The organism is Pseudomonas sp. E102 (assembly GCF_052660185.1).
Window position 1 is genome coordinate 5,540,112 of the sequence record NZ_CP084025.1, and the last position, 24,889, is coordinate 5,565,000.

Annotated in this window: 25 protein-coding genes and 1 rRNA gene (1 of these 26 running past the window's edge); 17 read left to right on the plus strand and 9 right to left on the minus strand. The window is 58.7% G+C overall.

Going from position 1 to position 24,889, the window contains the following annotated elements:
- Window positions 1-20 precede the first annotated feature (20 nt).
- From DOCECA_RS24985 to DOCECA_RS25035, 11 genes are all read left to right on the plus strand, one after another.
- Window positions 21-1,064 (plus strand): ABC transporter substrate-binding protein, encoded by a 1,044-nt coding sequence (locus DOCECA_RS24985; RefSeq protein WP_042730717.1) that lies wholly within the window; start codon window positions 21-23, stop codon window positions 1,062-1,064.
- A gap of 225 nt (window positions 1,065-1,289) precedes the next feature.
- Complete coding sequence (locus DOCECA_RS24990; protein ID WP_420764863.1) at window positions 1,290-2,537, plus strand: ABC transporter permease; 1,248 nt, start codon at window positions 1,290-1,292, stop codon at window positions 2,535-2,537.
- Between the two features lie 12 nt (window positions 2,538-2,549).
- Window positions 2,550-3,374, plus strand: coding sequence for an ABC transporter permease (locus DOCECA_RS24995; protein ID WP_420764862.1), 825 nt, complete (start codon window positions 2,550-2,552; stop codon window positions 3,372-3,374).
- Between the two features lie 204 nt (window positions 3,375-3,578).
- A complete protein-coding gene (locus DOCECA_RS25000) occupies window positions 3,579-4,727 on the plus strand; it encodes an iron-containing alcohol dehydrogenase (protein ID WP_434562012.1) in 1,149 nt (382 codons plus the stop codon).
- 78 nt (window positions 4,728-4,805) lie between these two features.
- Window positions 4,806-5,480, plus strand: coding sequence for a ribulose-phosphate 3-epimerase (rpe, locus tag DOCECA_RS25005; RefSeq protein WP_420764860.1), 675 nt, complete (start codon window positions 4,806-4,808; stop codon window positions 5,478-5,480).
- Window positions 5,477-6,295 carry a phosphoglycolate phosphatase gene (locus DOCECA_RS25010; protein ID WP_434609226.1) on the plus strand — a complete coding sequence of 273 codons (819 nt, stop codon included), beginning with the start codon at window positions 5,477-5,479 and terminating at the stop codon, window positions 6,293-6,295. Before rpe ends, DOCECA_RS25010 begins: the two co-directional genes overlap by 4 nt.
- A 70-nt stretch (window positions 6,296-6,365) precedes the next feature.
- Complete coding sequence (gene trpE / locus DOCECA_RS25015) at window positions 6,366-7,847, plus strand: anthranilate synthase component I (protein ID WP_420764858.1); 1,482 nt, start codon at window positions 6,366-6,368, stop codon at window positions 7,845-7,847.
- Window positions 7,848-7,931: 84 nt separating this feature from the next.
- Window positions 7,932-8,525, plus strand: a complete 594-nt coding sequence (locus tag DOCECA_RS25020) for an aminodeoxychorismate/anthranilate synthase component II (protein ID WP_420764857.1) — start codon at window positions 7,932-7,934, stop codon at window positions 8,523-8,525.
- Between the two features lie 9 nt (window positions 8,526-8,534).
- Window positions 8,535-9,584: an anthranilate phosphoribosyltransferase gene (trpD, locus tag DOCECA_RS25025; RefSeq protein ID WP_420764856.1), complete on the plus strand. Its 1,050-nt coding sequence runs from the start codon at window positions 8,535-8,537 to the stop codon at window positions 9,582-9,584.
- Window positions 9,581-10,417 carry an indole-3-glycerol phosphate synthase TrpC gene (trpC, locus tag DOCECA_RS25030; protein ID WP_434562020.1) on the plus strand — a complete coding sequence of 279 codons (837 nt, stop codon included), beginning with the start codon at window positions 9,581-9,583 and terminating at the stop codon, window positions 10,415-10,417. Before trpD ends, trpC begins: the two co-directional genes overlap by 4 nt.
- A 2-nt stretch (window positions 10,418-10,419) precedes the next feature.
- Window positions 10,420-11,112 carry a lipoate--protein ligase family protein gene (locus DOCECA_RS25035; RefSeq protein WP_434649882.1) on the plus strand — a complete coding sequence of 231 codons (693 nt, stop codon included), beginning with the start codon at window positions 10,420-10,422 and terminating at the stop codon, window positions 11,110-11,112.
- Here the strand turns inward: DOCECA_RS25035 and crp are convergent.
- Complete coding sequence (gene crp, locus DOCECA_RS25040) at window positions 11,109-11,753, minus strand: cAMP-activated global transcriptional regulator CRP (RefSeq protein WP_420764853.1); 645 nt, start codon at window positions 11,751-11,753, stop codon at window positions 11,109-11,111. The genes DOCECA_RS25035 and crp overlap by 4 nt on opposite strands.
- A 238-nt stretch (window positions 11,754-11,991) precedes the next feature.
- Here crp and DOCECA_RS25045 point away from each other — a divergent pair, with 238 nt between their 5' ends.
- Together DOCECA_RS25045 and speD are read left to right on the plus strand one after the other, a co-directional pair.
- On the plus strand, window positions 11,992-12,414 hold the full coding sequence (locus tag DOCECA_RS25045; RefSeq protein WP_008061600.1) for an OsmC family protein: 423 nt from the start codon (window positions 11,992-11,994) through the stop codon (window positions 12,412-12,414).
- 238 nt (window positions 12,415-12,652) lie between these two features.
- On the plus strand, window positions 12,653-13,447 hold the full coding sequence (gene speD / locus DOCECA_RS25050; RefSeq protein ID WP_039590886.1) for an adenosylmethionine decarboxylase: 795 nt from the start codon (window positions 12,653-12,655) through the stop codon (window positions 13,445-13,447).
- 81 nt (window positions 13,448-13,528) lie between these two features.
- Here the strand turns inward: speD and coq7 are convergent, their stop codons facing one another.
- From coq7 to hemJ, 6 genes are all read right to left on the minus strand, one after another.
- A complete protein-coding gene (coq7, locus tag DOCECA_RS25055; RefSeq protein ID WP_420764852.1) occupies window positions 13,529-14,176 on the minus strand; it encodes a 2-polyprenyl-3-methyl-6-methoxy-1,4-benzoquinone monooxygenase in 648 nt (215 codons plus the stop codon).
- A gap of 74 nt (window positions 14,177-14,250) precedes the next feature.
- On the minus strand, window positions 14,251-14,589 hold the full coding sequence (locus tag DOCECA_RS25060; RefSeq protein WP_445571244.1) for a histidine triad nucleotide-binding protein: 339 nt from the start codon (window positions 14,587-14,589) through the stop codon (window positions 14,251-14,253).
- Between the two features lie 81 nt (window positions 14,590-14,670).
- Window positions 14,671-15,459, minus strand: a complete 789-nt coding sequence (locus DOCECA_RS25065; protein WP_445571245.1) for an SDR family NAD(P)-dependent oxidoreductase — start codon at window positions 15,457-15,459, stop codon at window positions 14,671-14,673.
- Between the two features lie 61 nt (window positions 15,460-15,520).
- Window positions 15,521-16,480 carry a DUF805 domain-containing protein gene (locus DOCECA_RS25070; protein ID WP_445571246.1) on the minus strand — a complete coding sequence of 320 codons (960 nt, stop codon included), beginning with the start codon at window positions 16,478-16,480 and terminating at the stop codon, window positions 15,521-15,523.
- Between the two features lie 42 nt (window positions 16,481-16,522).
- Window positions 16,523-17,491 (minus strand): NAD(P)H-dependent flavin oxidoreductase, encoded by a 969-nt coding sequence (locus DOCECA_RS25075; RefSeq protein WP_434675457.1) that lies wholly within the window; start codon window positions 17,489-17,491, stop codon window positions 16,523-16,525.
- A 32-nt stretch (window positions 17,492-17,523) separates the two neighbouring features.
- Entirely contained in the window at window positions 17,524-17,955 is a 432-nt protein-coding gene (gene hemJ, locus DOCECA_RS25080) for a protoporphyrinogen oxidase HemJ (protein ID WP_434562028.1), read from the minus strand.
- A gap of 134 nt (window positions 17,956-18,089) precedes the next feature.
- Between hemJ and argC the strand changes: the two genes are divergently transcribed.
- Together argC and erpA are read left to right on the plus strand one after the other, a co-directional pair.
- On the plus strand, window positions 18,090-19,124 hold the full coding sequence (gene argC / locus DOCECA_RS25085; RefSeq protein ID WP_420764846.1) for an N-acetyl-gamma-glutamyl-phosphate reductase: 1,035 nt from the start codon (window positions 18,090-18,092) through the stop codon (window positions 19,122-19,124).
- Window positions 19,125-19,270: 146 nt separating this feature from the next.
- Window positions 19,271-19,621, plus strand: coding sequence for an iron-sulfur cluster insertion protein ErpA (gene erpA, locus DOCECA_RS25090; RefSeq protein ID WP_420764845.1), 351 nt, complete (start codon window positions 19,271-19,273; stop codon window positions 19,619-19,621).
- Between the two features lie 66 nt (window positions 19,622-19,687).
- Here erpA and DOCECA_RS25095 read toward each other — a convergent pair whose 3' ends face one another.
- Complete coding sequence (locus DOCECA_RS25095; RefSeq protein ID WP_420764844.1) at window positions 19,688-20,779, minus strand: anhydro-N-acetylmuramic acid kinase; 1,092 nt, start codon at window positions 20,777-20,779, stop codon at window positions 19,688-19,690.
- Between the two features lie 3 nt (window positions 20,780-20,782).
- Complete coding sequence (locus tag DOCECA_RS25100) at window positions 20,783-22,189, minus strand: peptidoglycan DD-metalloendopeptidase family protein (RefSeq protein ID WP_445571247.1); 1,407 nt, start codon at window positions 22,187-22,189, stop codon at window positions 20,783-20,785.
- Between the two features lie 212 nt (window positions 22,190-22,401).
- Between DOCECA_RS25100 and tyrS the strand changes: the two genes are divergently transcribed.
- Window positions 22,402-23,601, plus strand: coding sequence for a tyrosine--tRNA ligase (gene tyrS, locus DOCECA_RS25105; protein WP_434609244.1), 1,200 nt, complete (start codon window positions 22,402-22,404; stop codon window positions 23,599-23,601).
- A gap of 561 nt (window positions 23,602-24,162) precedes the next feature.
- Window positions 24,163-24,889: ribosomal RNA gene (locus DOCECA_RS25110) — 16S ribosomal RNA — on the plus strand; it runs 812 nt beyond the window's last position.

Genomic DNA, 24,889 nt, shown 5'->3' on the forward strand with positions numbered 1-24,889 from the left:
GCACGTGGAGAGAACAATAAATGTTGAGATCCTTGAAGTTCACAGCCCTGACATTGGGCATGATGGGTGCGGCAAGCGCGATGGCGGCGGGCCCGGACCTGACCGTGGTGTCTTTCGGCGGGGCGAACAAGGCGGCTCAGGTCAAAGCCTTTTACGCACCGTGGGAAGCGGCCGGCAATGGCAAGATCGTGGCGGGCGAGTACAACGGCGAAATGGCCAAGGTCAAGGCCATGGTCGATACCAAGAGCGTCTCGTGGGACCTGGTGGAAGTCGAGTCGCCGGAATTGTCCCGTGGCTGCGACGAGGACATGTTCGAGCAGCTCGATCCGGCCTTGTTCGGCAAGACCGAAGACTACGTCAAGGGCGCCATCCAGCCTTGCGGCGTGGGCTTTTTCGTCTGGTCGACCGTGCTGGCCTACAACGCCGATAAGCTGAAAACCGCACCGACCAGCTGGGCTGATTTCTGGGACACCAAGCAGTTCCCGGGCAAGCGTGGCCTGCGCAAGGGCGCGAAGTACACCTTGGAATTTGCCTTGATGGCCGACGGCGTGGCGCCCAAAGACGTCTACAAAGTGCTGGCTGGTAAAGATGGCCAGGACCGCGCCTTCAAGAAGCTGGACGAACTCAAGCCGAACATCCAATGGTGGGAAGCTGGCGCCCAACCGCCGCAATACCTCGCTTCCGGTGACGTTGTCATGAGCTCGGCCTACAACGGCCGGATCGCCGCGGTGCAGAAAGAAAGCAACCTGAAAGTGGTGTGGAACGGCGGCATCTACGACTTCGACGCCTGGGCTATTCCTCGTGGCCTGGACAAGACGCGCGCAGAAGCGGCGAAGAAATTCATCGCCTTCTCTGTGGCGCCACAGCAGCAGAAGACCTATTCGGAAAACATCGCCTACGGCCCGGCCAACACCCAGGCTGTTCCGTTGCTGGCCAAGGATGTCCTGAAAGACATGCCGACCACTCCGGAGAACATTGCCAACCAAGTGCAGATCGACGTGAGCTTCTGGGCTGACAACGGCGAGCAACTGGAACAGCGCTTCAACTCCTGGGCGGCGAAGTAACCCACGTCTTCCTGGGAGGCGAGGCTTTTTGTGGCGAGGGAGCTTGCTCCCGCTTGAGTGCGCAGCACTCACGAGATAGGCATTGCCGACATTTTTGGGGCCGCTTCGCGGCCCAGCGGGAGCAAGCTCCCTCGCCACGATCACGCGTACGTCCAGGTTGTGGTTTCAAAAGAACAGAGGCGGCCCGCCGCCCCTGTAACGATAAAAAGATTTGCGGAGTTCGCCATGGCCATCGCCGTTCCACTGAACGCGGGCACCAGCCCCACCCTAAAGCAGCGGCTCAAGCGCGCCGAGCGGGTCAACCGCTGGAAGGCCCAGGCCTTGATCGCGCCGTTGGTGCTGTTTCTGTTGCTGGTGTTCCTGGTGCCCATCGTCGCGCTGTTGTTCAAAAGCGTCAGCAACCCGGAAGTGGTCAACGCAATGCCGCGCACCGTGGCTGCGGTCGCCGCCTGGGATGGACGTGGATTGCCAGGCGAGCCTGTTTACAAGGCAGCCAGCGAGGACCTGGCTGAAGCCCGGAAAAATCAGACTTTGGGCGACCTGTCCAAACGATTGAACATGGAACTGGCCGGCTATCGCAGCCTCCTGACCAAGACTGCCAGGGCGCTGCCGTTCGCTGCCGAACCGGCTTCCTATAAAGAAGCGCTCGAAGGACTCGACGAACGTTGGGGCGACCCGGCCTATTGGCAGGTGATCCGCCGTAACACCAGCGACGTCACGCCGTACTACCTGCTCGCGGCGGTCGACCATCGCATCGACGATCTCGGTGAACTCGCGCCGGCCACTCCCGACCAGGCGATCTACCTGGACATTTTTACCCGCACCTTCTGGATGGGCCTGGTCATTACCGCCATTTGCCTGGTGCTCGCCTATCCGTTGGCTTATCTACTGGCGAACCTACCGTCGCGCCAGAGCAATCTGTTGATGATTCTGGTGCTGCTGCCGTTCTGGACCTCGATCCTGGTGCGTGTGGCGGCGTGGATCGTGCTGCTGCAATCGGGAGGCTTGATCAACAGCGCCTTGATGGCCATGGGCATCATCGATAAACCTTTGGAACTGGTGTTCAACCGCGTCGGTGTGTACATCTCCATGGTCCACATCCTGCTGCCGTTCATGATCCTGCCGATCTACAGCGTGATGAAGGGTATCTCGCCCACCTACATGCGCGCGGCGATTTCCCTGGGTTGCCACCCGTTCGCCAGTTTCTGGCGGGTGTACTTCCCGCAGACCTACGCAGGTGTCGGTGCCGGTTGCCTGTTGGTGTTCATTCTCGCCATCGGCTACTACATCACCCCAGCGCTGCTGGGCAGCCCGAACGACCAGATGGTCAGCTACTTCGTCGCGTTCTACACCAACACCAGCATCAACTGGGGCATGGCCACGGCGCTCGGCGGCCTGCTGTTGCTGGCGACCATCGTGCTTTATCTGATTTACAGCTGGCTGGTGGGCGCCAGTCGCCTGCGCCTGAGCTAAGGGGAGATCGAAATGCTGAGTCCTTACATGTCCCCCGTCGAACGGGTGTGGTTCTACAGCTTGCGCATACTCTGCGGGCTGATCCTGTTGTTCCTGATCCTGCCGGTGCTGGTGATCATTCCATTGTCGTTCAACTCCGGCAGCTTCCTGGTTTACCCGTTGCAGGGCTTTTCGCTGCAGTGGTACCACGACTTCTTCGCTTCGGCGGAATGGATGCGGGCCTTGAAGAACAGCATCATCGTCGCTCCGGCGGCGACGCTGTTGGCGATGGTGTTTGGCACATTGGCCGCTATCGGACTGACCCGTGGCGACTTCCCGGGCAAGGCGCTGGTGATGGCCCTGGTGATTTCGCCCATGGTGGTGCCGGTGGTGATCATCGGCGTGGCCAGCTACCTGTTCTTCGCGCCGTTGGGAATGGGTAACAGCTTCTTTTCACTGATCGTCGTCCACGCTGTGCTGGGCGTACCGTTTGTCATCATCACCGTTTCGGCGACCTTGCAGGGCTTCAACCACAACCTGGTCCGGGCTGCCGCCAGCCTCGGAGCGTCGCCATTGACGGCGTTTCGCCGGGTGACCTTGCCGTTGATCGCCCCGGGCGTCATTTCCGGCGCGCTGTTCGCCTTCGCGACGTCGTTCGATGAAGTGGTGGTGACCTTGTTCCTGGCGGGGCCGGAGCAGGCGACGTTGCCTCGGCAGATGTTCAGCGGCATCCGTGAAAACCTCAGCCCCACCATCGCGGCGGCAGCAACGCTGCTGATCGCCTTCTCGGTGATCCTGTTGCTGACCCTGGAGTGGTTGCGTGGGCGCAGCGAGAAGCTGCGTACTACCCAGGTCTGAGACTTGCGGTAAAGCAGTGTGGGAGCGAGCCTGCTCGCGAATGCGGTGGCATATTCAACGTTTTATGTCGGCTGACACTCCGCTTCGCGAGCAGGCTCGCTCCCACATTGGGATTCGTTGGGGCATTCACACGCTGAATAGCAGACAACCCGCCATACCGAGCTATCCTTGTGCCAGCCCACTCTCGAGCAAGAGGCCGCGCACATGAGTCTTTCCTCGTTCAAGATCGCCCACAAACTGATCACCGGTGCCGCTGCCATCGAGCAACTGGCGGCGGAACTGACGCGGTTGGATGTCGACAACCCGCTGATCGTGACCGATGCGGCGCTGGTGAAGTCCGGCACCGTGGAGTTGGCGCTGCAGCATCTTGGCGGTCGCGACTACGAGATTTTCGACCGGGTCATGCCGGACCCGGAAATCGCCATCGTCGAAGACTGCATGCAAGCCTACCGCGACGGTGGCCATGACGGCCTGATCGGCCTGGGTGGCGGCAGTGCCATCGATATCGCAAAGTGCGTGGGCGTCTATGCCGGTTATCACGGCGAACTGCAAGACATGTTCGGCGTCGATCAGGTGCCGCGCAAAGGCCCGCCGATGATCGCCATCCCTACCACGGCCGGTACCGGGTCGGAAGTCACGAACGTGGCGATCCTCTCCGACAAGGCTGCACAGCTGAAGAAAGGCATCGTCAGCGATTACCTGTTGCCGGACGTGGCGCTGGTCAGCCCGCAAATGACCCTCACCTGCCCGCGGGGGGTGACCGCCGCCAGCGGTGTCGATGCGCTGGTGCACGCGATCGAGTCCTACCTGTCGCTCAATGCTTCACCGATCACCGATGCCCTGGCCATCGGCGCAATCAAACTGATCACCCGCGCACTGCCCAAGGCCTACGCCAACCCTTCGCACCTGCAAGCCCGCGAAGACATGGCCACCGCAAGCCTGATGGCGGGCATGGCGTTCGGCAATGCCGGGGTGGGGGCCGTGCACGCGCTGGCTTATCCGCTGGGCGGGCGGTTCCATGTATCCCATGGTGTGGCCAACGCGTTGCTGCTGCCTTATGTCATGGCGTGGAACAAAATGGCCTGTGTCGAACGCATGCGAGACATCGCCGACGCCATGGGCATCAAGACCGCCCATCTGAGCGACCTCGAAGCCGCGGACGAGGCGGTGCAAGCCATGGTTGCGTTGTGTGCCGCCGTTGAAATCCCCTCAGGGCTCAGCGGCTTGGGCGTGACCGAGGATGTGATCCCGTCCATGGCAGCGGAGGCTGCGGGGATAGAGCGGCTGATGCGCAACAACCCGCGGCAACTGAGCGCCGCCGATATCGAGAAGATCTACCGCGCGGCGTATTGATCGTCTGCCACGGTGGGCGCGCCAAATCTTGAGGTATACAATGCGCGCCATCGTGATTTCGCTCAAAACAGGTGCGTCATGCAGCCCTTCGCTATTGCTCCGTCGATTCTCTCCGCCGACTTCGCCCGCTTGGGCGAAGAAGTGGACAACGTTCTGGCCGCCGGGGCCGACATCGTGCACTTCGATGTCATGGACAACCATTACGTACCCAACCTGACCATCGGCCCGATGGTCTGCGCGGCGCTGCGCAAGTACGGCATCACCGCTCCGATCGACGCGCACCTGATGGTCAGCCCGGTGGATCGCATCGTCGGTGATTTCATCGAGGCAGGCGCGACCTATATCACCTTCCACCCGGAAGCCTCGTTGCATGTCGACCGCTCCTTGCAGTTGATCCGCGAAGGTGGCTGCAAGGCTGGCCTGGTGTTCAACCCGGCAACGCCCTTGGATGTACTCAAATACGTGATGGACAAGGTCGACATGGTCTTGCTGATGAGCGTCAACCCCGGCTTCGGCGGGCAGAAGTTCATCCCGGGCACCCTCGACAAGCTGCGCGAAGCCCGGGCGCTGATCGATGCCTCGGGGCGCGACATCCGGCTGGAGATCGACGGTGGCGTGAACGTGAACAACATCCGCGAAATCGCCGCGGCCGGCGCCGACACCTTTGTCGCCGGTTCGGCGATCTTCAATGCGCCCGACTACAAAGAGGTCATTGAGAAAATGCGCGCCGAATTGGCCCTGGCGCGCCCATGAGCGGTTTCGAGCAGCTGTTTCCCGGCAGCCTGCCGCGCCTGGTGATGTTCGACCTCGATGGCACGCTGGTTGATTCGGTCCCGGACCTCGCGGCAGCCGTGGACAGCATGCTGCTCAAACTTGGACGTCCCCCCGCTGGTATCGACGCGGTTCGCCAATGGGTTGGCAACGGCGCGCCCATGCTGGTGCGCCGGGCCCTGGCCAACCACATCGATGCCCAGGGCGTCGATGAAGCCGAGGCCGAGCGGGCGATGGAGCTTTTCAACGAAGCCTACGAAGGCAACCACGAACTGACAGTGGTCTATCCCGGAGTGCGTTCCACGCTCAAATGGCTGCACAAGCAAGGCGTGGAGATGGCGTTGATCACCAACAAGCCGGAACGCTTCGTCGCGCCGCTGCTGGACCAGATGAAAATCGGCCGATATTTTCGCTGGATCATCGGCGGCGACACCCTGCCGCAGAAAAAGCCAGACCCGGCCGCGCTGTTCTTCGTGATGAAAATGGCCAATGTCCCGGCTTCCCAATCGCTGTTCGTCGGCGACTCGCGCAGTGATGTGCTGGCGGCAAAGGCGGCCGGAGTCAAATGCGTGGCGCTGAGTTATGGCTACAACCACGGCCGGCCGATCGCCGAAGAGTTTCCGACACTGGTGATCGATGATTTGCGCCTGTTAATTCCCGGTTGCCTGGACCCGGCCGCTGAGATAACGTTGCCCGACGCTGTTCAATCCTCTTCTGGAAACGCCATCGTGGTGGTCACTCGCAAACTCTGGATGAAAGTCATGAAGGCCCTGGCCCGCTGGCGTTGGCGCGCCTGACTTGTTCCTGGCCGGTTATCCGGCGCGTTTGCATACCTGACTGACAGCTCCTCTTGCCACGAGGCACCCCATGATCCGCGAAGAATTCCTGCGTCTAGCCGCTGCCGGCTACAACCGCATCCCGCTCGCCTGCGAAACCCTGGCCGACTTCGACACGCCGTTGTCGATCTATCTCAAGCTGGCTGACCAGCCCAACTCCTATCTGCTCGAATCGGTGCAGGGCGGTGAGAAATGGGGCCGCTATTCCATCATCGGCTTGCCGTGTCGCACCGTGTTGCGGGTGCATGGCCATCACATCAGCGTGACCCAGGACGGCGTTGAGATCGAAAGCCTCGAAGCCGAAGACCCGCTGGCGTTCGTCGAGACCTTCAAGGCTCGCTACAACGTGCCGACCATCCCCGGCCTGCCCCGTTTCAACGGCGGTCTGGTGGGTTATTTCGGCTACGACTGCGTGCGCTATGTGGAGAAGCGCCTCGGCACTTGTCCCAACCCTGATCCGTTGGGCGTACCGGACATCCTGTTGATGGTCTCCGATGCGGTTGTCGTCTTCGATAACCTGGCGAGCAAGATGCACGCGATCGTCCTGGCCGATCCGTCTCAGGAAGATGCCTACGAGCAAGGTCAGAAAAGCCTGCAGGCGCTGCTGGAAAAACTCCGCCAGCCGATCACGCCACGCCCAGGCCTGGATTTCAGCAAGCAGTCGGCAACCGACCCGGTGTTCCGCTCCAGCTTCACGCAGGACGATTACGAACGGGCCGTCGATACCATCAAGGAATACATCCTCGCCGGCGATTGCATGCAAGTCGTGCCGTCGCAACGGATGTCCATCGACTTCAAGGCCGCGCCTATCGACCTCTACCGGGCGCTGCGCTGCTTCAACCCCACACCCTATATGTACTTCTTCAATTTCGGCGACTTCCACGTCGTGGGCAGTTCGCCGGAAGTGCTGGTGCGAGTCGAAGACAACCTGATCACCGTGCGTCCGATTGCCGGCACTCGTCCTCGCGGCGCCACGGAAGAAGCGGATCGGGCTCTGGAAGAAGACCTGCTGTCGGACGACAAGGAAATTGCCGAACACCTGATGCTGATCGACCTTGGCCGCAATGACACCGGGCGGGTATCGGAAGTGGGTTCGGTGAAGCTCACCGAGAAAATGGTCATCGAGCGCTATTCCAACGTGATGCACATCGTGTCCAACGTCACCGGCCAGTTGAAGGCCGGATTGACGGCCATGGATGCGTTGCGGGCGATCCTGCCGGCGGGCACCTTGTCTGGCGCGCCGAAAATCCGGGCGATGGAAATCATCGACGAGCTGGAACCGGTCAAGCGCGGTGTGTACGGCGGCGCGGTGGGTTATTTCGCCTGGAACGGCAACATGGACACGGCCATCGCCATTCGTACCGCGGTCATCAAGAACGGCGAACTGCATGTACAGGCGGGCGGTGGCATTGTCGCCGACTCTGTGCCTGCGTTGGAGTGGGAAGAAACCTTGAACAAGCGTCGGGCGATGTTCCGCGCCGTGGCGTTGGCGGAGCAGACTTCAGGCAACTGAATTGCTCCCCGACAACCTGTGGCCCGGAGCTTTTCGCGCTCCGAGGCCGTATTTAAAGTCAGTGAATCCAAAGGTTGCTACGCCATGTTGCTGATGATCGATAATTACGACTCCTTTACCTACAACGTTGTGCAATACCTCGGCGAGCTGGGCTCCGAGGTCAAGGTGGTGCGCAACGACGAGCTGACCATCGCCGAGATCGAGGCCCTCAAGCCCGAACGTATCGTGGTCTCGCCCGGCCCGTGCACGCCGACCGAAGCGGGCGTATCCATCGAGGCCATCAAGTATTTCGCCGGCAAATTGCCGATCCTCGGTGTCTGCCTGGGCCACCAGTCCATCGGCCAGGCGTTCGGTGGCGACGTCGTGCGCGCCCGGCAAGTCATGCATGGCAAGACCAGCCCGGTGTTCCACCAAGACAAGGGCGTATTCGAAGGCCTGAATCATCCGCTTACGGTCACTCGCTACCATTCCCTGGTCGTCAAGCGCGAAACCTTGCCTGATTGCCTGGAATTGACCGCCTGGACCCAGCGCGAAGACGGCTCGGTGGACGAGATCATGGGACTGCGACACAAGACGTTAAATATTGAGGGTGTGCAATTCCACCCCGAGTCTATCCTCACAGAGCAGGGCCACGAGCTGTTCGCCAACTTCCTCAAACAAAGCGGCGGCACGCGCTAAGGACTTTTCATGGATATCAAGGCAGCCCTGAACCGTATCGTCGGCCAGCTCGACCTGAGCACCGATGAAATGCGCGACGTAATGCGCGAAATCATGACCGGCCAATGCACGGATGCGCAGATCGGCGCGTTCATGATGGCCATGCGCATGAAGAGCGAGAGCATCGACGAGATCGTCGGTGCAGTCACGACCATGCGTGAATTGGCGGATAAAGTTGAACTCAAGACGCTGGACGGCGTGGTGGATGTCGTGGGTACGGGGGGCGATGGCGCCAACATCTTCAACGTCTCCACGGCCTCGGCGTTTGTGGTTGCGGCAGCCGGCTGCACCGTCGCCAAACACGGCAATCGCGCTGTCTCGGGTAAGAGCGGCAGCGCCGACTTGCTGGAGGCCGCCGGTATCTACCTGAACCTGACGCCAGTCCAGGTGGCCCGGTGTATCGATAGCGTCGGCATCGGTTTCATGTTTGCCCAGACCCACCACAGCGCCATGAAGCACGCGGCGGCACCGCGCCGTGAACTGGGACTGCGCACGCTGTTCAACATGCTCGGCCCGCTTACGAATCCGGCCGGCGTGAAGCACCAGGTCGTCGGCGTATTCAGCCAGGCGCTGTGCCGCCCCTTGGCCGAGGTCCTGCAGCGCCTGGGCAGTAAACACGTATTGGTGGTCCATTCCAAGGATGGCCTGGATGAGTTCAGTCTCGCCGCGCCGACCTTCGTGGCTGAGCTGAAAAACGATCAGATCACTGAATATTGGGTCGAACCTGAAGACCTGGGCATGAAGAGCCAGAGCCTGCATGGCCTGGCGGTGGATGGACCGGCCCAGTCGCTGGAGTTGATCCGCGATGCCCTGGGACGTCGTAAAACGGAGAATGGCCAGAAAGCGGCGGAAATGATCATGCTCAACGCGGGTGCCGCGTTGTACGCCGCTGATCACGCCAGCAGCCTCAAGCAAGGCGTAGAGCTCGCCCACGATGCATTGCACACCGGGCTGGCCAGGGAAAAACTGGAAGAATTGGGCGCATTTACCGCCGTATTCAAAGTGGAGAATGAAGGATGAGCGTGCCAACGGTTCTGGAAAACATTCTGGCCCGCAAAAGGCAGGAAGTCGTCGAGCGCAGTGCCCGGGTCAGTCTGACCGAGCTTGAAGCCCTCGCACGTTTGGCGGACGCGCCACGTGGCTTTGCCCAGGCATTGATCGACCAGGCGAAGAGAAAGCAACCGGCGGTAATCGCCGAGATCAAAAAAGCTTCCCCCAGCAAGGGCGTGATCCGGGAGCATTTTGTTCCGGCCGACATTGCCAAGAGCTACGAGAAAGGCGGCGCGACCTGCCTTTCGGTGCTGACCGATGTCGATTTTTTCCAAGGTGCGGACGATTACCTCAAGCAGGCTCGGGCGGCATGCAAGTTGCCGGTCATCCGCAAGGACTTCATGATCGATCCGTATCAAATCGTCGAGGCGCGAGCGTTGGGCGCCGATTGCGTGCTGTTGATCGTCTCTGCCCTGGACGACGTGAAGATGGCCGAGTTGGCTGCGGTCGCCAAGGACGTTGGCCTGGATGTGCTGGTGGAAGTTCATGATGGCGACGAGCTGGAGCGTGCCCTCAAGACGTTGGACACCAAACTGGTTGGCGTGAACAACCGCAACCTGCACACCTTTGAAGTCAGCCTGGAGACGACCTTGGACCTGTTGCCACGGATCCCCCGTGATCGGCTGGTCATCACCGAGAGCGGCATCCTCAACCGGGCCGATGTCGAGTTGATGGAAGTCAGCGATGTGTATTCGTTCCTGGTGGGCGAGGCGTTCATGCGGGCTGAAAGCCCGGGCACGGAATTGCAGCGGTTGTTTTTCCCTGAGCGCGGCGTTCCGGTAAGCGGCTCGACGCTGGACTGATGATGCCTCCAGCCATAGCCTTCACCGTTGAAAACGGACTCCAAGCCGAACAGGACCTGCTGGCCAGCATCTGCGCCGGGGACGCTGAGTCCGGCTTGCTGTTCTGGCAGCCCAGTGACCGCGCGTTGGTCATGCCGCGGCGCTTGAGCCGTTTGCCTGGCTTCGAGCTGGCTTGTGAAGTATCGGCCGCCAATGGGTGGCCCGTGCTGTTGCGTGAAACCGGCGGTGAGCCGGTGCCTCAATCCGCTGCCACCGTCAATATCGCGTTGGTCTACGCACCACCGCGAAGCGAGGGTGACCACGGTCGGATCGAAATCGCTTACCGCCGCTTGTGCGATCCCATCTGCCAGTTGCTCGATGAGTTGGGCGGGGTCGCTTCGCTGGGTGAAGTGGAGGGAGCGTTTTGTGACGGGCGCTTCAATGTCAATCTTGACGGTCGCAAGATGGTCGGCACTGCGCAGCGCTGGCGCCAGAGCAAGGGCGGGCAACGGCCTGTAGGGCTGGTGCATGGCGCGTTGTTGCTGGAAGACGAACGCGACTGCATGGTGGATGCGGTCAATCGTTTCAATGAGGCGTGTGGCCTGGAGCAGCGCGTGCGCGCCGAGAGCCACATCGCCCTCCATGAAAAATACCCGGCGCCTCACGCGCTGGAACGGCTCCAAACGCTCTATCAGAACTTGCTCGACAGCCTTTAGCGGGTTCCGAACACCACCATGGTCTTGCCTTTGACATTGACCAGGTTACGTTCTTCCAGATCCTTGAGTACCCGGCCGACCATTTCCCGCGAACAGCCCACGATCCGACCGATTTCCTGGCGGGTCACCTTGATCTGCATGCCGTCCGGATGAGTCATGGCGTCGGGTTGCTTGCACAGTTCCAGGAGGCAGCGGGCAACGCGGCCTGTTACATCAAAGAAGGCGAGGTCGCCGACCTTGCGAGTGGTGTTGCGCAAGCGCTGTGCGATTTGTCCACTTAGGACGTAAAGGATGTCCGGGTCTTGCTGCGACAGTTCCCGGAACTTGCCGTAACTGATTTCCGCAACTTCGCATTCGACCTTGGCTCTCACCCAGGCACTGCGTTCCTGCTCTTTCCCCGCCTGTTCGAACAACCCTAGCTCGCCAAAAAAATCCCCTGAATTGAGGTAGGCGATGATCATCTCTCGCCCATCGTCATCTTCAATCAGGATAGTGACCGAACCCTTGATGATAAAAAACAGCGTGTCGGAACGATCACCTGCGCAGATGATGTTGTGCTTGGCGGGGTAACGGCGACGCTGGCAATGCATCAAGAGTTTGTCGAGATTCTTGATCTTGGACGTGGGAGTAATAGCAACCATGGTTGTGTCCCGGAAAACTGCGCTTTGTGTTGGTTTGGTGTTGTTGTGGGTGCGAATAGCTTTCGCAAAAAAAGCTGGCCATAAGCCAGCGATTGGGCGCCAGCTTAACAGAGGCGTTCAAAATTGATTCGAGAATTTACTTAGCTGTATCAGCTCCAAGTAACGCCAGGCGACCGCTGCCATGACGGGGCCCTGTGCTAAGCTGGCGCCCCCTTTTTTTGACAGTGGAGTCTTGGCGATGAAGGCACGCATCCAATGGGCTGGCGAAGCCATGTTCCTCGGTGAGTCGGGCAGTGGTCATGTAGTTGTCATGGACGGCCCGCCGGATGCCGGAGGTCGGAACCTGGGTGTTCGACCAATGGAAATGCTTCTGCTGGGTGTGGGTGGCTGCAGTAATTTCGACGTGGTCAGCATCCTCAAGAAGTCGCGCCAGGCAGTGGAAAGCTGCGAAGCTTTTCTGGAAGCCGAGCGCGCGACCGAGGATCCAAAGGTGTTCACCAAGATCCATATGCATTTTGTAGTAAAGGGCCGAGGGTTGAAGGAGGCCCAGGTCAAGCGCGCCATTGAGCTGTCGGCGGAGAAATACTGCTCGGCCTCGATCATGCTCGGCGCGGCAGGCGTCGAAATCACCCATGATTATGAAATCATCGAGTTGGGTTAAATCGACATCCAACCATCACAAAAGCGGTGCAAGCTCTGGCGATCAGAAGCTGACGTCTGCATAATGCGCCACTTTTTTCAGGGCAGTGATCGGCCAGCGGCCGCTCACTTGTCTGGACAGACAACCAAAATCGCCATCGCGAAGAGGTGTTAACCGTCCTACGCAGGTGCGTCGTTCGCATCTGACGGGCATGCTTGATCACGCGGCCAGGCCGCAATACACAGAGAGTTTTCAAACGGTGAAAAGCAAACTCAAGCTCCATGGGTTCAATAACCTGACAAAGACCTTGAGCTTCAACATCTATGACATCTGCTATGCGGAAACCCCGCAAGACCAACAGGCCTACGTCGAGTACATCAATAAAGAGTACAACGCCAAGCGCCTCACGCAGATCCTCACGGAAGTTGTCGATATCATTGGTGCCAACATCCTGAACATCGCCAGTCAGGACTATGAACCCCAAGGCGCCAGCGTGACCATTCTGATCTCGGAAGAGCCGGTGACACCGACCGACAGCCAGATCGAAGAGTCGCCGGGCCCGTTGCCTGAAATTATCCTGGCCCACCTCGATAAGAGCCACATCACGGTACACACCTACCCGGAAATTCACCCGGTGGACGGTATCGCGACGTTCCGAGTGGACATTGATGTGTCGACCTGTGGCGTCATTTCACCGCTCAAGGCGCTCAACTTCCTGATTCACCAGTTCGATTCCGACATTGTGACGGTGGATTATCGTGTGCGTGGGTTTACCCGGGACGTGGAAGGGCACAAGCACTTCATCGATCATGAAATCAACTCGATCCAGAACTACCTCTCCGAAGACACCCGCGACGCGTACCAGATGACCGACGTGAATGTGTATCAGGAGAACCTGTTTCACACGAAAATGCTCCTCAAGGACTTCGAACTGGACAACTACCTGTTCGGTGACGCCACCAGCAACCTGTCCATCGAACAGCGTGGCCAGGTGGAAGAGCGCGTGAAACACGAAATGCTGGAGATCTTCTACGCGCGCAACATGCCGCGCTAAGGTTTCGGCTGAAAAAAAGGCGACTGCCCTGAATGGACAGTCGCCTTTTTTGGTTTTGAAGGTTTGGTTCCGCGTCCGCTGTCAGATCCGATAGGTGCTCTTGGTCATCACTTTGGCCAACAAGCTCATGCCGAATTTGACGGGGGCCGGGAATCGGAAGCCGCCTGCATCGAGCGCGCTTTCAGCATGATGTTCTTCGTCCTGGCGCATCTGTTCGAGAATCGCCCTGGACTTTTCGTCCTCGGCCGGCAATTGCTGCAAATGTTCGTTTAGGTGCTTGCACACTTGATGTTCGGTTGCCGCTACGAAGCCGAGGCTGACCTTGTCGCTGATCAACCCGGCGACTGCGCCGATCCCGAAAGACATGCCGTAGAACAAGGGATTCAGCACGCTGGTGTGGCTTCCCAGTTGGTGGATACGTTGCTCGCACCAGACCAGGTGATCGATTTCTTCCTCGGCGGCCTGTTCCATCGCCTCCCGGACCTGCGGCAGTTTCGCCGTCAGCGCCTGGCCCTGGTATAGGGCCTGGGCGCAAACTTCGCCGGTGTGGTTGATGCGCATCAGCCCAGCGACATGGCGAGTCTCTTCATCGCTCATCTGCACTTCCGGCTGCACGATTGCCGGTGATGGGCGGTACGGTTGGCCACTGAAAGGCAGCAGCGTGCGCATCGCGGTATCGGCCTGCAGCAACAGACGGTCAATGGGCGAGTAGTGACGTTGGGTAGTCATGCTTACCTCCGGAAAAAATCACGGCGGCCAGTCTAACTCAATCGGCCGCTGAGGATTTGCGTTGGAACAGGGTATCAACCCGGCGGCCAGTTCATCTGGCGCTGTCCCAGCACGTGCATATGGATGTGATAGACAGTCTGCCCGCCAAGTTCATTACAGTTCATCACCACGCGGAAGCCTTCCTCGCAGCCAAGTTCGAGCGCCAGGCGCTGGGCGGTGAACAGGATGTGCCCGGCCAGTCCCTTGTCTTCCTCGGTCAGGTCGTTGAGGGTTCGGATCGGCTTTTTCGGAATGACCAGGAAGTGCACCGGAGCCTGTGGGGCAATGTCATGGAAGGCCAGGACCTGAGCATCCTCGTAAATGATCCTGGCCGGGATTTCCCGGTTGATGATCTTGGTAAACAGAGTATCCACAGCTGTTTCTCCGTTGAGTTGTTTGAGCCAAGTTTACTGAAGGCTCGGTCATCGAGCCCGGGTTTTTCAGGGGAAGGGGCTTCAACGTGCGTAACAGGCTTTGTTGGATCTGCCGGCGAGGATTCGAACCAGCCAGCGCGGCCCTAGTCGTGGCAGCAGGGCAATCCAGCGATTGCGGCGCCCAGGAATGATGATGGCCCGGTTTCTTTCCAGTGCACGGACGGCGTACAGCGCGACCTCTTCAGGGGGCATCGAGTTGCTAGTGCTGCGCAGCGTCTTCCCGTCGGGCTGGGCCTTGCTAAAAAAGGCAGTTTGGGTGGGGCCTGGGCAAAGTACCGATACGTTGATTGCATATTTCTTCAGCTCTATTCGAAGGGCTTCGGAGAAGTGCAATACATAGGCTTTGCTGGCGTGATAGGTGCTCATCCAGGGGCCAGGCTGGAACGCTGCGATAGAAGCAACGTTGAGAATCTGACCGCCTCCGTGCAACGCCATGCTATTGCCTACGGCATGACAAAGGCGGGTCAGGGCAAGGATGTTCACCTCGATCAGGTCTTGCTCGGTCATCCAGTCCTGGCCCAGGAACGGACCGCAGGTGCTGATGCCGGCGCAGTTGACCAGCAGGTCGATCTGGCGTTCACCTTCCTCCAGCTCGAGCAGGAAACCTGAAAGCCGCAGGGGCTCGCTCAGGTCGCAGGCCCGAAACAAAACCTCCACGCCAAATCGTTGGGTCAGTTCGATCGCAATGCTTTCCAGCCGATCGCGCTGTCGAGCTACCAGTAACAGGTTGCGCCCGCGCCGAGCCAGTGCTTCGGCCATGGCCAGGCCGATACCACTGGAGGCGCCAGTGATCAGAGCGTAACGGGTCATGCGGTTCTCCATCGCAACGGCTTCGCGCCGGTGGATGGGCAGTCACCGGCACGAAGTACGCTTATTGTTCCTCTTCTTCTTGATAGTCTACAGAAGGCGAGGCGGGCTCGGCTGCCTCGACGGCGGGTTCTTCGGCGCTCTGGTCGCTGTATTCGCTGCTCTCATAGCTGCTTACGTCGCTGCTGTCGTAATCCTGGAGGGCTCCGAAGATGCCGGCAAACGTGGCCATGAAAATCAACACGATCATCACCAGCCAGAGCGACGCAAGTATTTTGACTGCCGTGGTATTGCGTGGCGGAGGTGGGCCGTATTGGTTCGCGCCGGTATTGCCCGGGGCGATGATGAGGATGAACGGGAAAATACTGCCCACGAAAGGCACGAGGTTGATCAGCCACAACCAACCTGACCAGCCGAGGTCATGCAGGCGCTGGACGTTGAACTGGATACTCACGAAGGCAAAAGCCAGCACAACCACGGCAGCGACCAGGCCGCCGACGATCAGCCCCGCTATCGAATCGGAAGCGAGGAGCCAGGTCGTGGCGAGCCAGAATCCCAGGCCGACCAGCGGCAGGACGGCCAGAGTCAAAACCATGGTCCATGCCAGGTAGCGCAGGCGCCCGATACGGCCTTCGAAACTGAAGGGCTTGAGCGTGCCGTACTCGGCGAATGCTTCACCTACCTGTGCCCGGGGAGGCGCGTAGGGAGAGACTGGGTCGATGACCGACTCGGGATGACGCGCACTCGACTGGGGCGATTCCTGCACTTCGCCAAGGTTCAGTTGGAGGGACGGTTCCGTTTCGATCCGTGCATCGATCCCGGTTTTATGGAGCGCTTCCAGATACTGCTGCGCTTCATTCTGGGAGAGGTTGTGCTTCAGGGACACTTTGCGACCGCTGAACAGACGTTCTATGGCACTGACATCGCTTTTGAACAGTTCGGCGAGATTGAGCTTGGCGGTAGTTGTATCGACGCCAGGCAGCAAAGCCCCGTCGAATACAATGTTGAAGCGGTTTTCGCTCATGCCTGGCATCCTTGTCTTTCCAAGTTGTATTTGTGGTGGGTTTCAGCGGGGCCATTGGCCGCCAAGCTGTGCCGCCCGCGCTTGCGCCTGGCGGTATTCTTCATCCAGGCGTGCGATCAGTTGGTCGACGCTTGGCAAATCATCGATCTCGCCCACGCCTTGACCTGCGGACCATACGGTTTTCCAGGCCTTGGCTTCATCATTGAGCGGTTTGAGTTTCGAATCGGAGCCCGACGCACCCTTGCCTTGCAGGGCGGCCAGGTCGAAGCCGGCACTTTCCAGGCTCTGGCGCATGAAACTGGCCGGCACTCCAGATACAGCGGGAGTATGCACGATGTCCGCGGCTTTGGATGTGAGCAACATCTCTTTATAAGCGTCGGACGCGTGACTTTCGATCGTGCCGATAAAGCGCGTTCCGAAGTAGGCCAGATCCGCGCCGAGCATTTGAGCCGCCAGGATCTGATGGCCGTGGTTCAAGCATCCTGCGAGTAGCAGGGTTTTATCAAAGAATTGCCGGATTTCCGCAACCAGTGCGAACGGGCTCCAGGTCCCGGCATGCCCACCCGCACCGGCCGCGACGGCAATCAGGCCGTCGACGCCTGCTTCGGCGGCTTTTTCGGCATGGCGGCGAGTCGTCACATCGTGGAAGACCAGTCCGCCATAGCCATGGACCGCATCGACCAGTTCTTTCACTGCGCCCAGGCTGGTGATGACGATCGGCACCTTGTGTTCGATGCAGATCGCCAGGTCGGCCTGAAGCCGTGGATTACTGTTATGAACGATCAGATTGACCGCGTAGGGGGCCGGGTTTTCCAGATTGGCCAAGCCCGCTTCGATTTCTTCCAACCACGCCTTGAAGCCGCTGCTCTCGCGTTGGTTCAAGGCCGGAAAGCTGCCGACTACACCGTTGCGACAGCAGGCCAGCACCAATTGGGGGTTGGAAATGAGAAACATGGGTGCTGCCACGACGGGCAGCCGCAGACGTTGTTCAAGCAAGGCGGGCAGTGACATTGGAGGTACCCCGGGTCAGTGTGCGTTTGAAATCAGAACGGCCGGACCACGACGAGAATTACGATAGCCAGCAATATCACGACCGGTATTTCATTGAACCAGCGATAAAAGACATGGCTGCGGGTGTTTTCGCCACGGGCGAAGCGCTTCACCTGGGCTCCACACATGTGGTGATAACCGATCAGTAATACCACCAGGGTGAGCTTGGCGTGCATCCAGCCGCCTTGAGTGAAGTAGGCGCCGGCGTTAAGGCTGAGCAGCCAGATGCCAAACACCAGGGTAGCGATCATCGCCGGACCCATGATGCCGCGATACAACTTGCGTTCCATGATGCTGAAGCGTTCCTTGCTGACGCTGTCTTCGCTTTGGGCGTGATAGACAAACAGGCGAGGCAGATAGAACAGGCCGGCAAACCAGCAGACCATGCTGACGATGTGAAGTGCTTTGAGCCACAGATAGAGCATTTTTGGTTATTCCCAGATTCACGGTAGGCCGATAGTAGAGGTTAGAGCGGCCACACGTCACCTTGGCGGTTGTCGCGGCGACGCGTGCCCCCTATCATCGACGGCTTTCCAGTGGGTTCGTTGAGGGCAGGTCTATGGTCAAGGTCGGTATTGTCGGCGGCACGGGTTACACCGGTGTCGAACTGCTGCGTCTGCTGGCACAGCATCCGCAGGTTGAGGTAGTGGTCATCACCTCCCGATCCGAGGCCGGCCTGGCCGTCGCCGACCTGTATCCGAACCTGCGTGGTCATTATGATGGCCTGGCATTCAGTGTTCCGGATATCAAGACCCTTGGCGCCTGCGATGTGGTGTTCTTCGCCACCCCCCACGGCGTGGCTCACGCGCTGGCAGGCGAATTGCTCGCCGCCGGAACCAAGGTCATCGATCTGTCAGCGGACTTCCGCCTGCAGGACGCCGACGAATGGGCCAAGTGGTACGGCCAGCCTCACGGCGCGCCGGAGCTGCTTGACGAGGCGGTCTATGGGCTGCCGGAAGTCAATCGGGAGAAAATCAGGCAGGCACGGCTGATCGCTGTCCCTGGTTGCTACCCGACTGCAACGCAACTGGGGTTCCTGCCGCTGCTGGAAGCCGGCCTTGCAGATACCTCGCGGCTGATTGCCGACTGCAAGTCCGGTGTCAGCGGTGCCGGGCGTGGCGCCAGTGTCGGTTCGCTGTATTCCGAAACGTCGGAAAGCATGAAGGCCTACGCGGTGAAGGGGCACCGCCACCTGCCGGAGATTCGCCAAGGGTTGCGCCGGGCAGCGGGCAAGGATGTCGGCCTGACCTTCGTGCCGCACCTGACACCGATGATACGTGGTATCCATTCCACCCTGTATGCGACCGTCGTCGACCGTTCGGTGGACCTGCAGGCGTTGTTTGAAAAGCGTTACGCCAATGAGCCGTTTGTCGACGTAATGCCCGCCGGCAGCCACCCTGAGACCCGCAGCGTGCGTGGTGCGAACGTTTGCCGGATTGCCGTGCATCGTCCGCAGGATGGCGACCTGGTAGTGGTATTGTCGGTCATCGACAACTTGGTCAAGGGTGCGTCCGGCCAGGCAGTGCAGAACCTGAACATCCTGTTCGGCCTGGATGAACGCCTGGGCCTGTCCCACGCAGGGATGTTGCCGTAACCGCAACTGCAAGCTTCACCGCGGCAGCTATAGGCTCGGGCTTGTAGCTGCCGTTGCTTTTCTAATAGTTGACCAATTTTGTAGGAGAAGCGGATAATGCCCGCCATCACGCATTATGGCGGCGTAAGCGCCGGGAGATATTCAGCATGAGCGTCGAAACCTTCACCCCCACGGCTTTGCAATTCACCCAAGGTGCCGCGCACAAGGTGAAGAGCCTGGTCGATGAAGAGGGCAATGATCGTTTGAAGCTGCGCGTATTTGTAACGGGCGGCGGTTGTTCAGGTTTCCAGTACGGCTTCACTTTTGATGAAGAAGTGGCTGAGGATGACACCATTGTCGAGCGCGAAGGCGTGAGCCTGGTGGTCGATCCGATGAGCTTCCAGTATCTGGCCGGGGCCGAGGTGGATTACCAGGAGGGCCTGGAAGGGTCGCGTTTCGTGATCAAGAATCCAAACGCTACCACTACTTGTGGCTGCGGCTCTTCATTCTCGATCTGATAGCTTCATAAAAAAACCGCGGGTGCCTTACGGCACTGCGGTTTTTTGTTGCCTGCAATTTTGACCTCAGGCCGGGTAGATAGCGCCGAGAACGCGCAGGCCGCGGGCGCCTGTGACGCTTGGGCGATTGCCTGGAATACCGCCAAGGCAGCAATGGGCAAGCCAGGCGAAGGCCATGGCTTCGACCCAATCCGGATCAACGCCGTAAACTGCAGTACTGTTGACGGTAGCATGCGGCAGCAAGTCAGCCAGGCGCTTCATGAGCGTGTGGTTGTGCGCGCCGCCGCCGCAGACCAACAACTCTTGGGTATTTGACTGGGCATGTTGCAGTGATTCAACAATCGTCAGGGCAGTGAGTTCGAGCAGCGTGGCCTGTACGTCTTGCGGGGCGATGCCTGGCAGCTGCGACAGATGCCGGGTCAGCCAAGGCAAGTTGAAGACTTCACGCCCAGTGCTTTTCGGCCCCTTGGTGACGAAGAACGGGTCGCTGAGCAGGGTCTTCAGCAGGACTGGTTCGACTTTCCCGCTGGCGGCCCATTGGCCATCGCGATCGAAGTGCTCGCCTCGTTGTTGAAGTATCCAGGCATCGAGCAATACGTTCCCCGGACCGCAGTCGAAACCGGCCACGGGTTTCGCGGGCTCTATCAGGCTGAGATTGCTGAAGCCGCCGACGTTCAGAACGGCGCGATTTCCGACTCGCTCTTCAAACAGCGCCTCGTGAAACGCAGGAACGAGTGGGGCGCCTTGTCCGCCAGCAGCCACATCACGGCTGCGGAAATCGCTAACGACGGTGATGCCGGTCAACTCAGTCAGCAATGCTGGATTGCCGATCTGCACGGTAAATCCACGGGCCGGCTCATGGCGAATGGTCTGGCCATGGCTGCCAATTGCCGTGATGTCCGCCGGCTTGAGTTTCTGTTCGTTGAGTAAGGCGTGTATGCCCTGTGCGGCCAGCTTTACCCAGTTTTGCTGGGCAATCGCCGAGCGAGCAATCTCGTCGGGCCCGCTGGTGCACAATTCGAGCAGCTCGGTGCGCAGGGCGGTGGGCATGGGGATGTAGTGGGTGGCGATCAATTTGATCGCCGGCTCCAGTTCGACCAGTGCGATATCCAAGCCATCCAGGCTGGTCCCGGACATCACACCGATATAAAGCGCCATGACTTAGCGCTTGCTCGAGGCTAGCATCGTGGCTTTCTCTTGATCCATGCGAGCCATCAAGGGTTGGCTCTGAGCCAGGAAGCGCGTGCGCTCGGCCTTGGCAATCGGATCGGCCATCGGCAATTTCTGGCCAAGCGGGTCGACGTGGACGCCGTTGACCTGGAACTCATAATGCAAGTGCGGACCGGTGGACAGGCCGGTGGTGCCAATATAGCCGATGACTTGGCCTTGCTTGACGGTGCCGCCCGTTTTCACGCCTTTGGCAAAGCCCTGCATGTGACCGTACAGCGTGCGATAGGTATTGCCGTGCTGGATGATCACCGTATTGCCATACCCGCCGCGACGTCCGGCCAGCAGTACCTTGCCATCACCGGCAGCCTTGATTGGCGTACCGCGAGGAGCGGCGTAATCGACACCTTTGTGGGCGCGGATCTTGTTCAGGATCGGATGCTTGCGACCGGCGGAAAACTTCGAGCTGATGCGGGCGAAATCAACCGGTGTGCGGATGAATGCCTTGCGCATGCTGTTGCCGTCGGCGGTGTAGTAACTGCTATTGCCTTGTTTGTTGGTGTAGCGCACCGCGGTGTAGGTTTTTCCACGGTTGGTGAAGCGCGCGGAAAGAATCGGGCCGTTGCCGACGCTCTTCCCATTAATCATCTTCTGTTCATAGATGACGTCAAATTCGTCACCCTGGCGAATGTCCTGGGCAAAGTCGATGTCGTAGCCAAACACATTGGCCATGTCCATGGTCAGACTATGGGAAAGGCCGGCGCGCGCTGCCGACTGAGACAACGAACTGTTGATGACGCCATGAACGTAGGCTGAGCGAACGGTAGGTTTGGCGGTGACGCGGTTGAACACATAACCCTTGTCGTTCTTGGTCAGGGTGATGGTTTCCAGATCGCTCAGCTTGGTGTGCAGGTTGGTCAGTTGGCCTTCTGGATCGAGTTCGAATTCCAGCTTCTGGCCGCGTTGCAGTTGGGCGAATTGTTTGGCTTGCTTGTCGCTGGCCAGGATTTCATGGACGGCAGTCGGGGGCAGGCCGACCTTTTCAAAAAGGGTAGAGAGCGTGTCGCCTTTCGCAACGATCACTTCGCGATGGTCCGGTCCTTTCTGTTCTTCTGCGACAGGTGCTGCAGCCTGGGCAGTATCTTCCGGGCTGTTTTCAATCTGCGCAAAAGGAGAGGCGGCCGGTTCGTTTGTGGCCTGAACGGCTTCGGCGGCGTCTTGTTCTCGTGTCAGTTGTTCAGCAGGGCTTTCCAGTTCGAGACTCAAAGTCGTCTTTTTGGCTTCAACATCGCTGGAGGGAAACACCAGGAGCGCCAGGCTAAGGAGGGCTGCGATGCCACTTGCAGCAAGCAGGTGGGTCTTCGGGTAAAGCGGCGGCGCTTTAGACGGTTCTGAGGTCATAAGTAATTTTGACTTTTAAAAAATGAATTGGAAAAGATGAATGACATGATGAAGATGAAATAACTGTATAAAATATAACCAAAACCCCTGCGAAGCAAGCCCGCGAGCCTTCTGTTCTGTTGGATGGGCTTCCTCATGCCCGGCAAACCTTGTATTTGGTGCGCGATCTTGTATGGTTGGGGCCCTTTGAATCTGAGCCTTACGGGTCTGTTATGAAGTCGGTTGAAGAGCAGCTAGCGCTGATCAAACGTGGTGCGGAAGAACTGTTGGTCGAGTCCGAGCTGATCGAAAAGCTCAAGCGCGGGCAGCCGCTGCGCATCAAGGCTGGTTTCGATCCGACGGCGCCTGACCTGCACCTTGGCCATACCGTGCTTATCAATAAGCTGCGCCAGTTCCAGGACCTTGGGCACCAGGTCATCTTTCTTATAGGTGACTTCACCGGGATGATCGGTGATCCGAGCGGGAAGAGCGCGACACGCCCACCGTTGACCCGTGAGCAGGTTCTCGACAACGCGGAAACCTACAAGACTCAGGTTTTCAAGATTCTTGACCCCGCCAAGACTGAGGTGGCTTTCAACTCTACTTGGATGGATCAGATGGGGCCGGCTGATTTCATTCGCCTGACGTCCCAATACACTGTCGCTCGCATGCTCGAGCGTGATGATTTCGACAAGCGCTACACAACCAACCAGCCAATCGCCATTCATGAGTTTCTCTACCCGCTCGTACAGGGTTATGACTCGGTCGCGTTGCGCGCGGACGTTGAGCTTGGCGGAACCGACCAGAAGTTCAATCTGTTGATGGGGCGTGAACTGCAGCGCGGTTATGGCCAAGAGGCTCAGTGCATCCTGACCATGCCTTTGCTGGAAGGGCTCGATGGCGTGAAGAAGATGTCCAAGTCCCTGGGCAACTACGTCGGCATCCAGGAAGCGCCAGGCGTCATGTATGGCAAATTGGTCTCTATTCCTGATGTTCTGATGTGGCGTTATTTCGAGCTGTTGAGTTTCCGGTCCATGGACGAGATCAATGGGTTCCGTGCAGATGTGGAGGCTGGGGCGAATCCGCGTGACATCAAGATCAAGTTGGCCGAGGAAATCGTTGCGCGTTTCCATGGTGAGGAGGCTGCGGCCAATGCTCATCGTGCAGCAGGTAACCGCATGAAAGATGGCGAGTTGCCGGATGATTTGCCTGAGGTCGAGTTGATCGCCGCTGAGGATATGCCGATCGCTGCGGTGCTTAATAAGGCAGGTTTGGTCAAGAATGCCGCAATGGCGCGGGACCTCCTGGGTTCGGGAGGTGTGCGTATAGATGGTGAGGTGGTGGATCGCACCTACATATATAAGCTGGGCTCTACTCATGTGTGCCAGGCCGGCAAGAAGGCTTTCGCACGTATTACGCTGAAATCTACGTAAAGCTGAAAATAACGGTTGACGGCAAATTCTGGATGTCTATAATTCGCCCCACTTCCGGCGCAGTCGAAACGGAAAACTCCTTGAGTTTCAACGAGTTAACCAAGTTTCGGTAAGTGCTTCGCTTCAGTTCATCGAAGCACGGAAGGAGTGGGTAGGCCGGTTTGTTGGGCGCTATCGACGGTTCGATCTTCTCGGTCGAAAGCGGTAAAAAAGAGGTGTTGACAGCAGCGAGTAACGCTGTAGAATTCGCCTCCCGCTAACGAGAGATCGGAAGCGCAAGTGGTTGAAGTTGTTAAGGATTTCCAAGCGAAACTTTGAAAGCTTCTTAAAATAACCGCTTGACAGATACACGGGGCGCTGTAGAATGCGCGCCTCGGTTGAGACGAAAGGCTCAACCCACCGCTCTTTAACAACTGAATCAAGCAATTCGTGTGGGTGCTTGTGGAGTCAGACTGCTAGTCAACAGATTATCAGCATCACAAGTTACTCCGCGAGAAATCAAAGATGTAACCAACGATTGCTGAGCCAAGTTTAGGGTTTTCTCAAAACCCAAAGATGTTTGAACTGAAGAGTTTGATCATGGCTCAGATTGAACGCTGGCGGCAGGCCTAACACATGCAAGTCGAGCGGCAGCACGGGTACTTGTACCTGGTGGCGAGCGGCGGACGGGTGAGTAATGCCTAGGAATCTGCCTGGTAGTGGGGGATAACGCTCGGAAACGGACGCTAATACCGCATACGTCCTACGGGAGAAAGCAGGGGACCTTCGGGCCTTGCGCTATCAGATGAGCCTAGGTCGGATTAGCTAGTTGGTGAGGTAATGGCTCACCAAGGCGACGATCCGTAACTGGTCTGAGAGGATGATCAGTCACACTGGAACTGAGACACGGTCCAGACTCCTACGGGAGGCAGCAGTGGGGAATATTGGACAATGGGCGAAAGCCTGATCCAGCCATGCCGCGTGTGTGAAGAAGGTCTTCGGATTGTAAAGCACTTTAAGTTGGGAGGAAGGGCATTAACCTAATACGTTAGTGTTTTGACGTTACCGACAGAATAAGCACCGGCTAACTCTGTGCCAGCAGCCGCGGTAATACAGAGGGTGCAAGCGTTAATCGGAATTACTGGGCGTAAAGCGCGCGTAGGTGGTTCGTTAAGTTGGATGTGAAATCCCCGGGCTCAACCTGGGAACTGCATTCAAAACTGTCGAGCTAGAGTATGGTAGAGGGTGGTGGAATTTCCTGTGTAGCGGTGAAATGCGTAGATATAGGAAGGAACACCAGTGGCGAAGG

What these genes read in the sequence shown, in the direction of transcription:
- DOCECA_RS25065 (WP_445571245.1), bottom strand. Translation starts at nt 15,459, where the DNA reads ATGACCCGTTACGCTCTGATCACTGGCGCCTCCAGTGGTATCGGCCTG.
- DOCECA_RS24990 (WP_420764863.1), top strand. Translation starts at nt 1,290, where the DNA reads ATGGCCATCGCCGTTCCACTGAACGCGGGCACCAGCCCCACCCTAAAG.
- erpA (WP_420764845.1), top strand. Translation starts at nt 19,271, where the DNA reads ATGAGCGTCGAAACCTTCACCCCCACGGCTTTGCAATTCACCCAAGGT.
- DOCECA_RS25095 (WP_420764844.1), bottom strand. Translation starts at nt 20,779, where the DNA reads ATGGCGCTTTATATCGGTGTGATGTCCGGGACCAGCCTGGATGGCTTG.
- coq7 (WP_420764852.1), bottom strand. Translation starts at nt 14,176, where the DNA reads ATGACTACCCAACGTCACTACTCGCCCATTGACCGTCTGTTGCTGCAG.
- trpD (WP_420764856.1), top strand. Translation starts at nt 8,535, where the DNA reads ATGGATATCAAGGCAGCCCTGAACCGTATCGTCGGCCAGCTCGACCTG.
- DOCECA_RS24995 (WP_420764862.1), top strand. Translation starts at nt 2,550, where the DNA reads ATGCTGAGTCCTTACATGTCCCCCGTCGAACGGGTGTGGTTCTACAGC.
- hemJ (WP_434562028.1), bottom strand. Translation starts at nt 17,955, where the DNA reads ATGCTCTATCTGTGGCTCAAAGCACTTCACATCGTCAGCATGGTCTGC.
- DOCECA_RS24985 (WP_042730717.1), top strand. Translation starts at nt 21, where the DNA reads ATGTTGAGATCCTTGAAGTTCACAGCCCTGACATTGGGCATGATGGGT.
- DOCECA_RS25020 (WP_420764857.1), top strand. Translation starts at nt 7,932, where the DNA reads ATGTTGCTGATGATCGATAATTACGACTCCTTTACCTACAACGTTGTG.
- DOCECA_RS25035 (WP_434649882.1), top strand. Translation starts at nt 10,420, where the DNA reads ATGCCTCCAGCCATAGCCTTCACCGTTGAAAACGGACTCCAAGCCGAA.
- DOCECA_RS25045 (WP_008061600.1), top strand. Translation starts at nt 11,992, where the DNA reads ATGAAGGCACGCATCCAATGGGCTGGCGAAGCCATGTTCCTCGGTGAG.
- DOCECA_RS25070 (WP_445571246.1), bottom strand. Translation starts at nt 16,480, where the DNA reads ATGAGCGAAAACCGCTTCAACATTGTATTCGACGGGGCTTTGCTGCCT.
- trpE (WP_420764858.1), top strand. Translation starts at nt 6,366, where the DNA reads ATGATCCGCGAAGAATTCCTGCGTCTAGCCGCTGCCGGCTACAACCGC.
- rpe (WP_420764860.1), top strand. Translation starts at nt 4,806, where the DNA reads ATGCAGCCCTTCGCTATTGCTCCGTCGATTCTCTCCGCCGACTTCGCC.
- trpC (WP_434562020.1), top strand. Translation starts at nt 9,581, where the DNA reads ATGAGCGTGCCAACGGTTCTGGAAAACATTCTGGCCCGCAAAAGGCAG.
- argC (WP_420764846.1), top strand. Translation starts at nt 18,090, where the DNA reads ATGGTCAAGGTCGGTATTGTCGGCGGCACGGGTTACACCGGTGTCGAA.
- DOCECA_RS25075 (WP_434675457.1), bottom strand. Translation starts at nt 17,491, where the DNA reads ATGTCACTGCCCGCCTTGCTTGAACAACGTCTGCGGCTGCCCGTCGTG.
- tyrS (WP_434609244.1), top strand. Translation starts at nt 22,402, where the DNA reads ATGAAGTCGGTTGAAGAGCAGCTAGCGCTGATCAAACGTGGTGCGGAA.
- crp (WP_420764853.1), bottom strand. Translation starts at nt 11,753, where the DNA reads ATGGTTGCTATTACTCCCACGTCCAAGATCAAGAATCTCGACAAACTC.
- DOCECA_RS25100 (WP_445571247.1), bottom strand. Translation starts at nt 22,189, where the DNA reads ATGACCTCAGAACCGTCTAAAGCGCCGCCGCTTTACCCGAAGACCCAC.
- DOCECA_RS25010 (WP_434609226.1), top strand. Translation starts at nt 5,477, where the DNA reads ATGAGCGGTTTCGAGCAGCTGTTTCCCGGCAGCCTGCCGCGCCTGGTG.
- DOCECA_RS25000 (WP_434562012.1), top strand. Translation starts at nt 3,579, where the DNA reads ATGAGTCTTTCCTCGTTCAAGATCGCCCACAAACTGATCACCGGTGCC.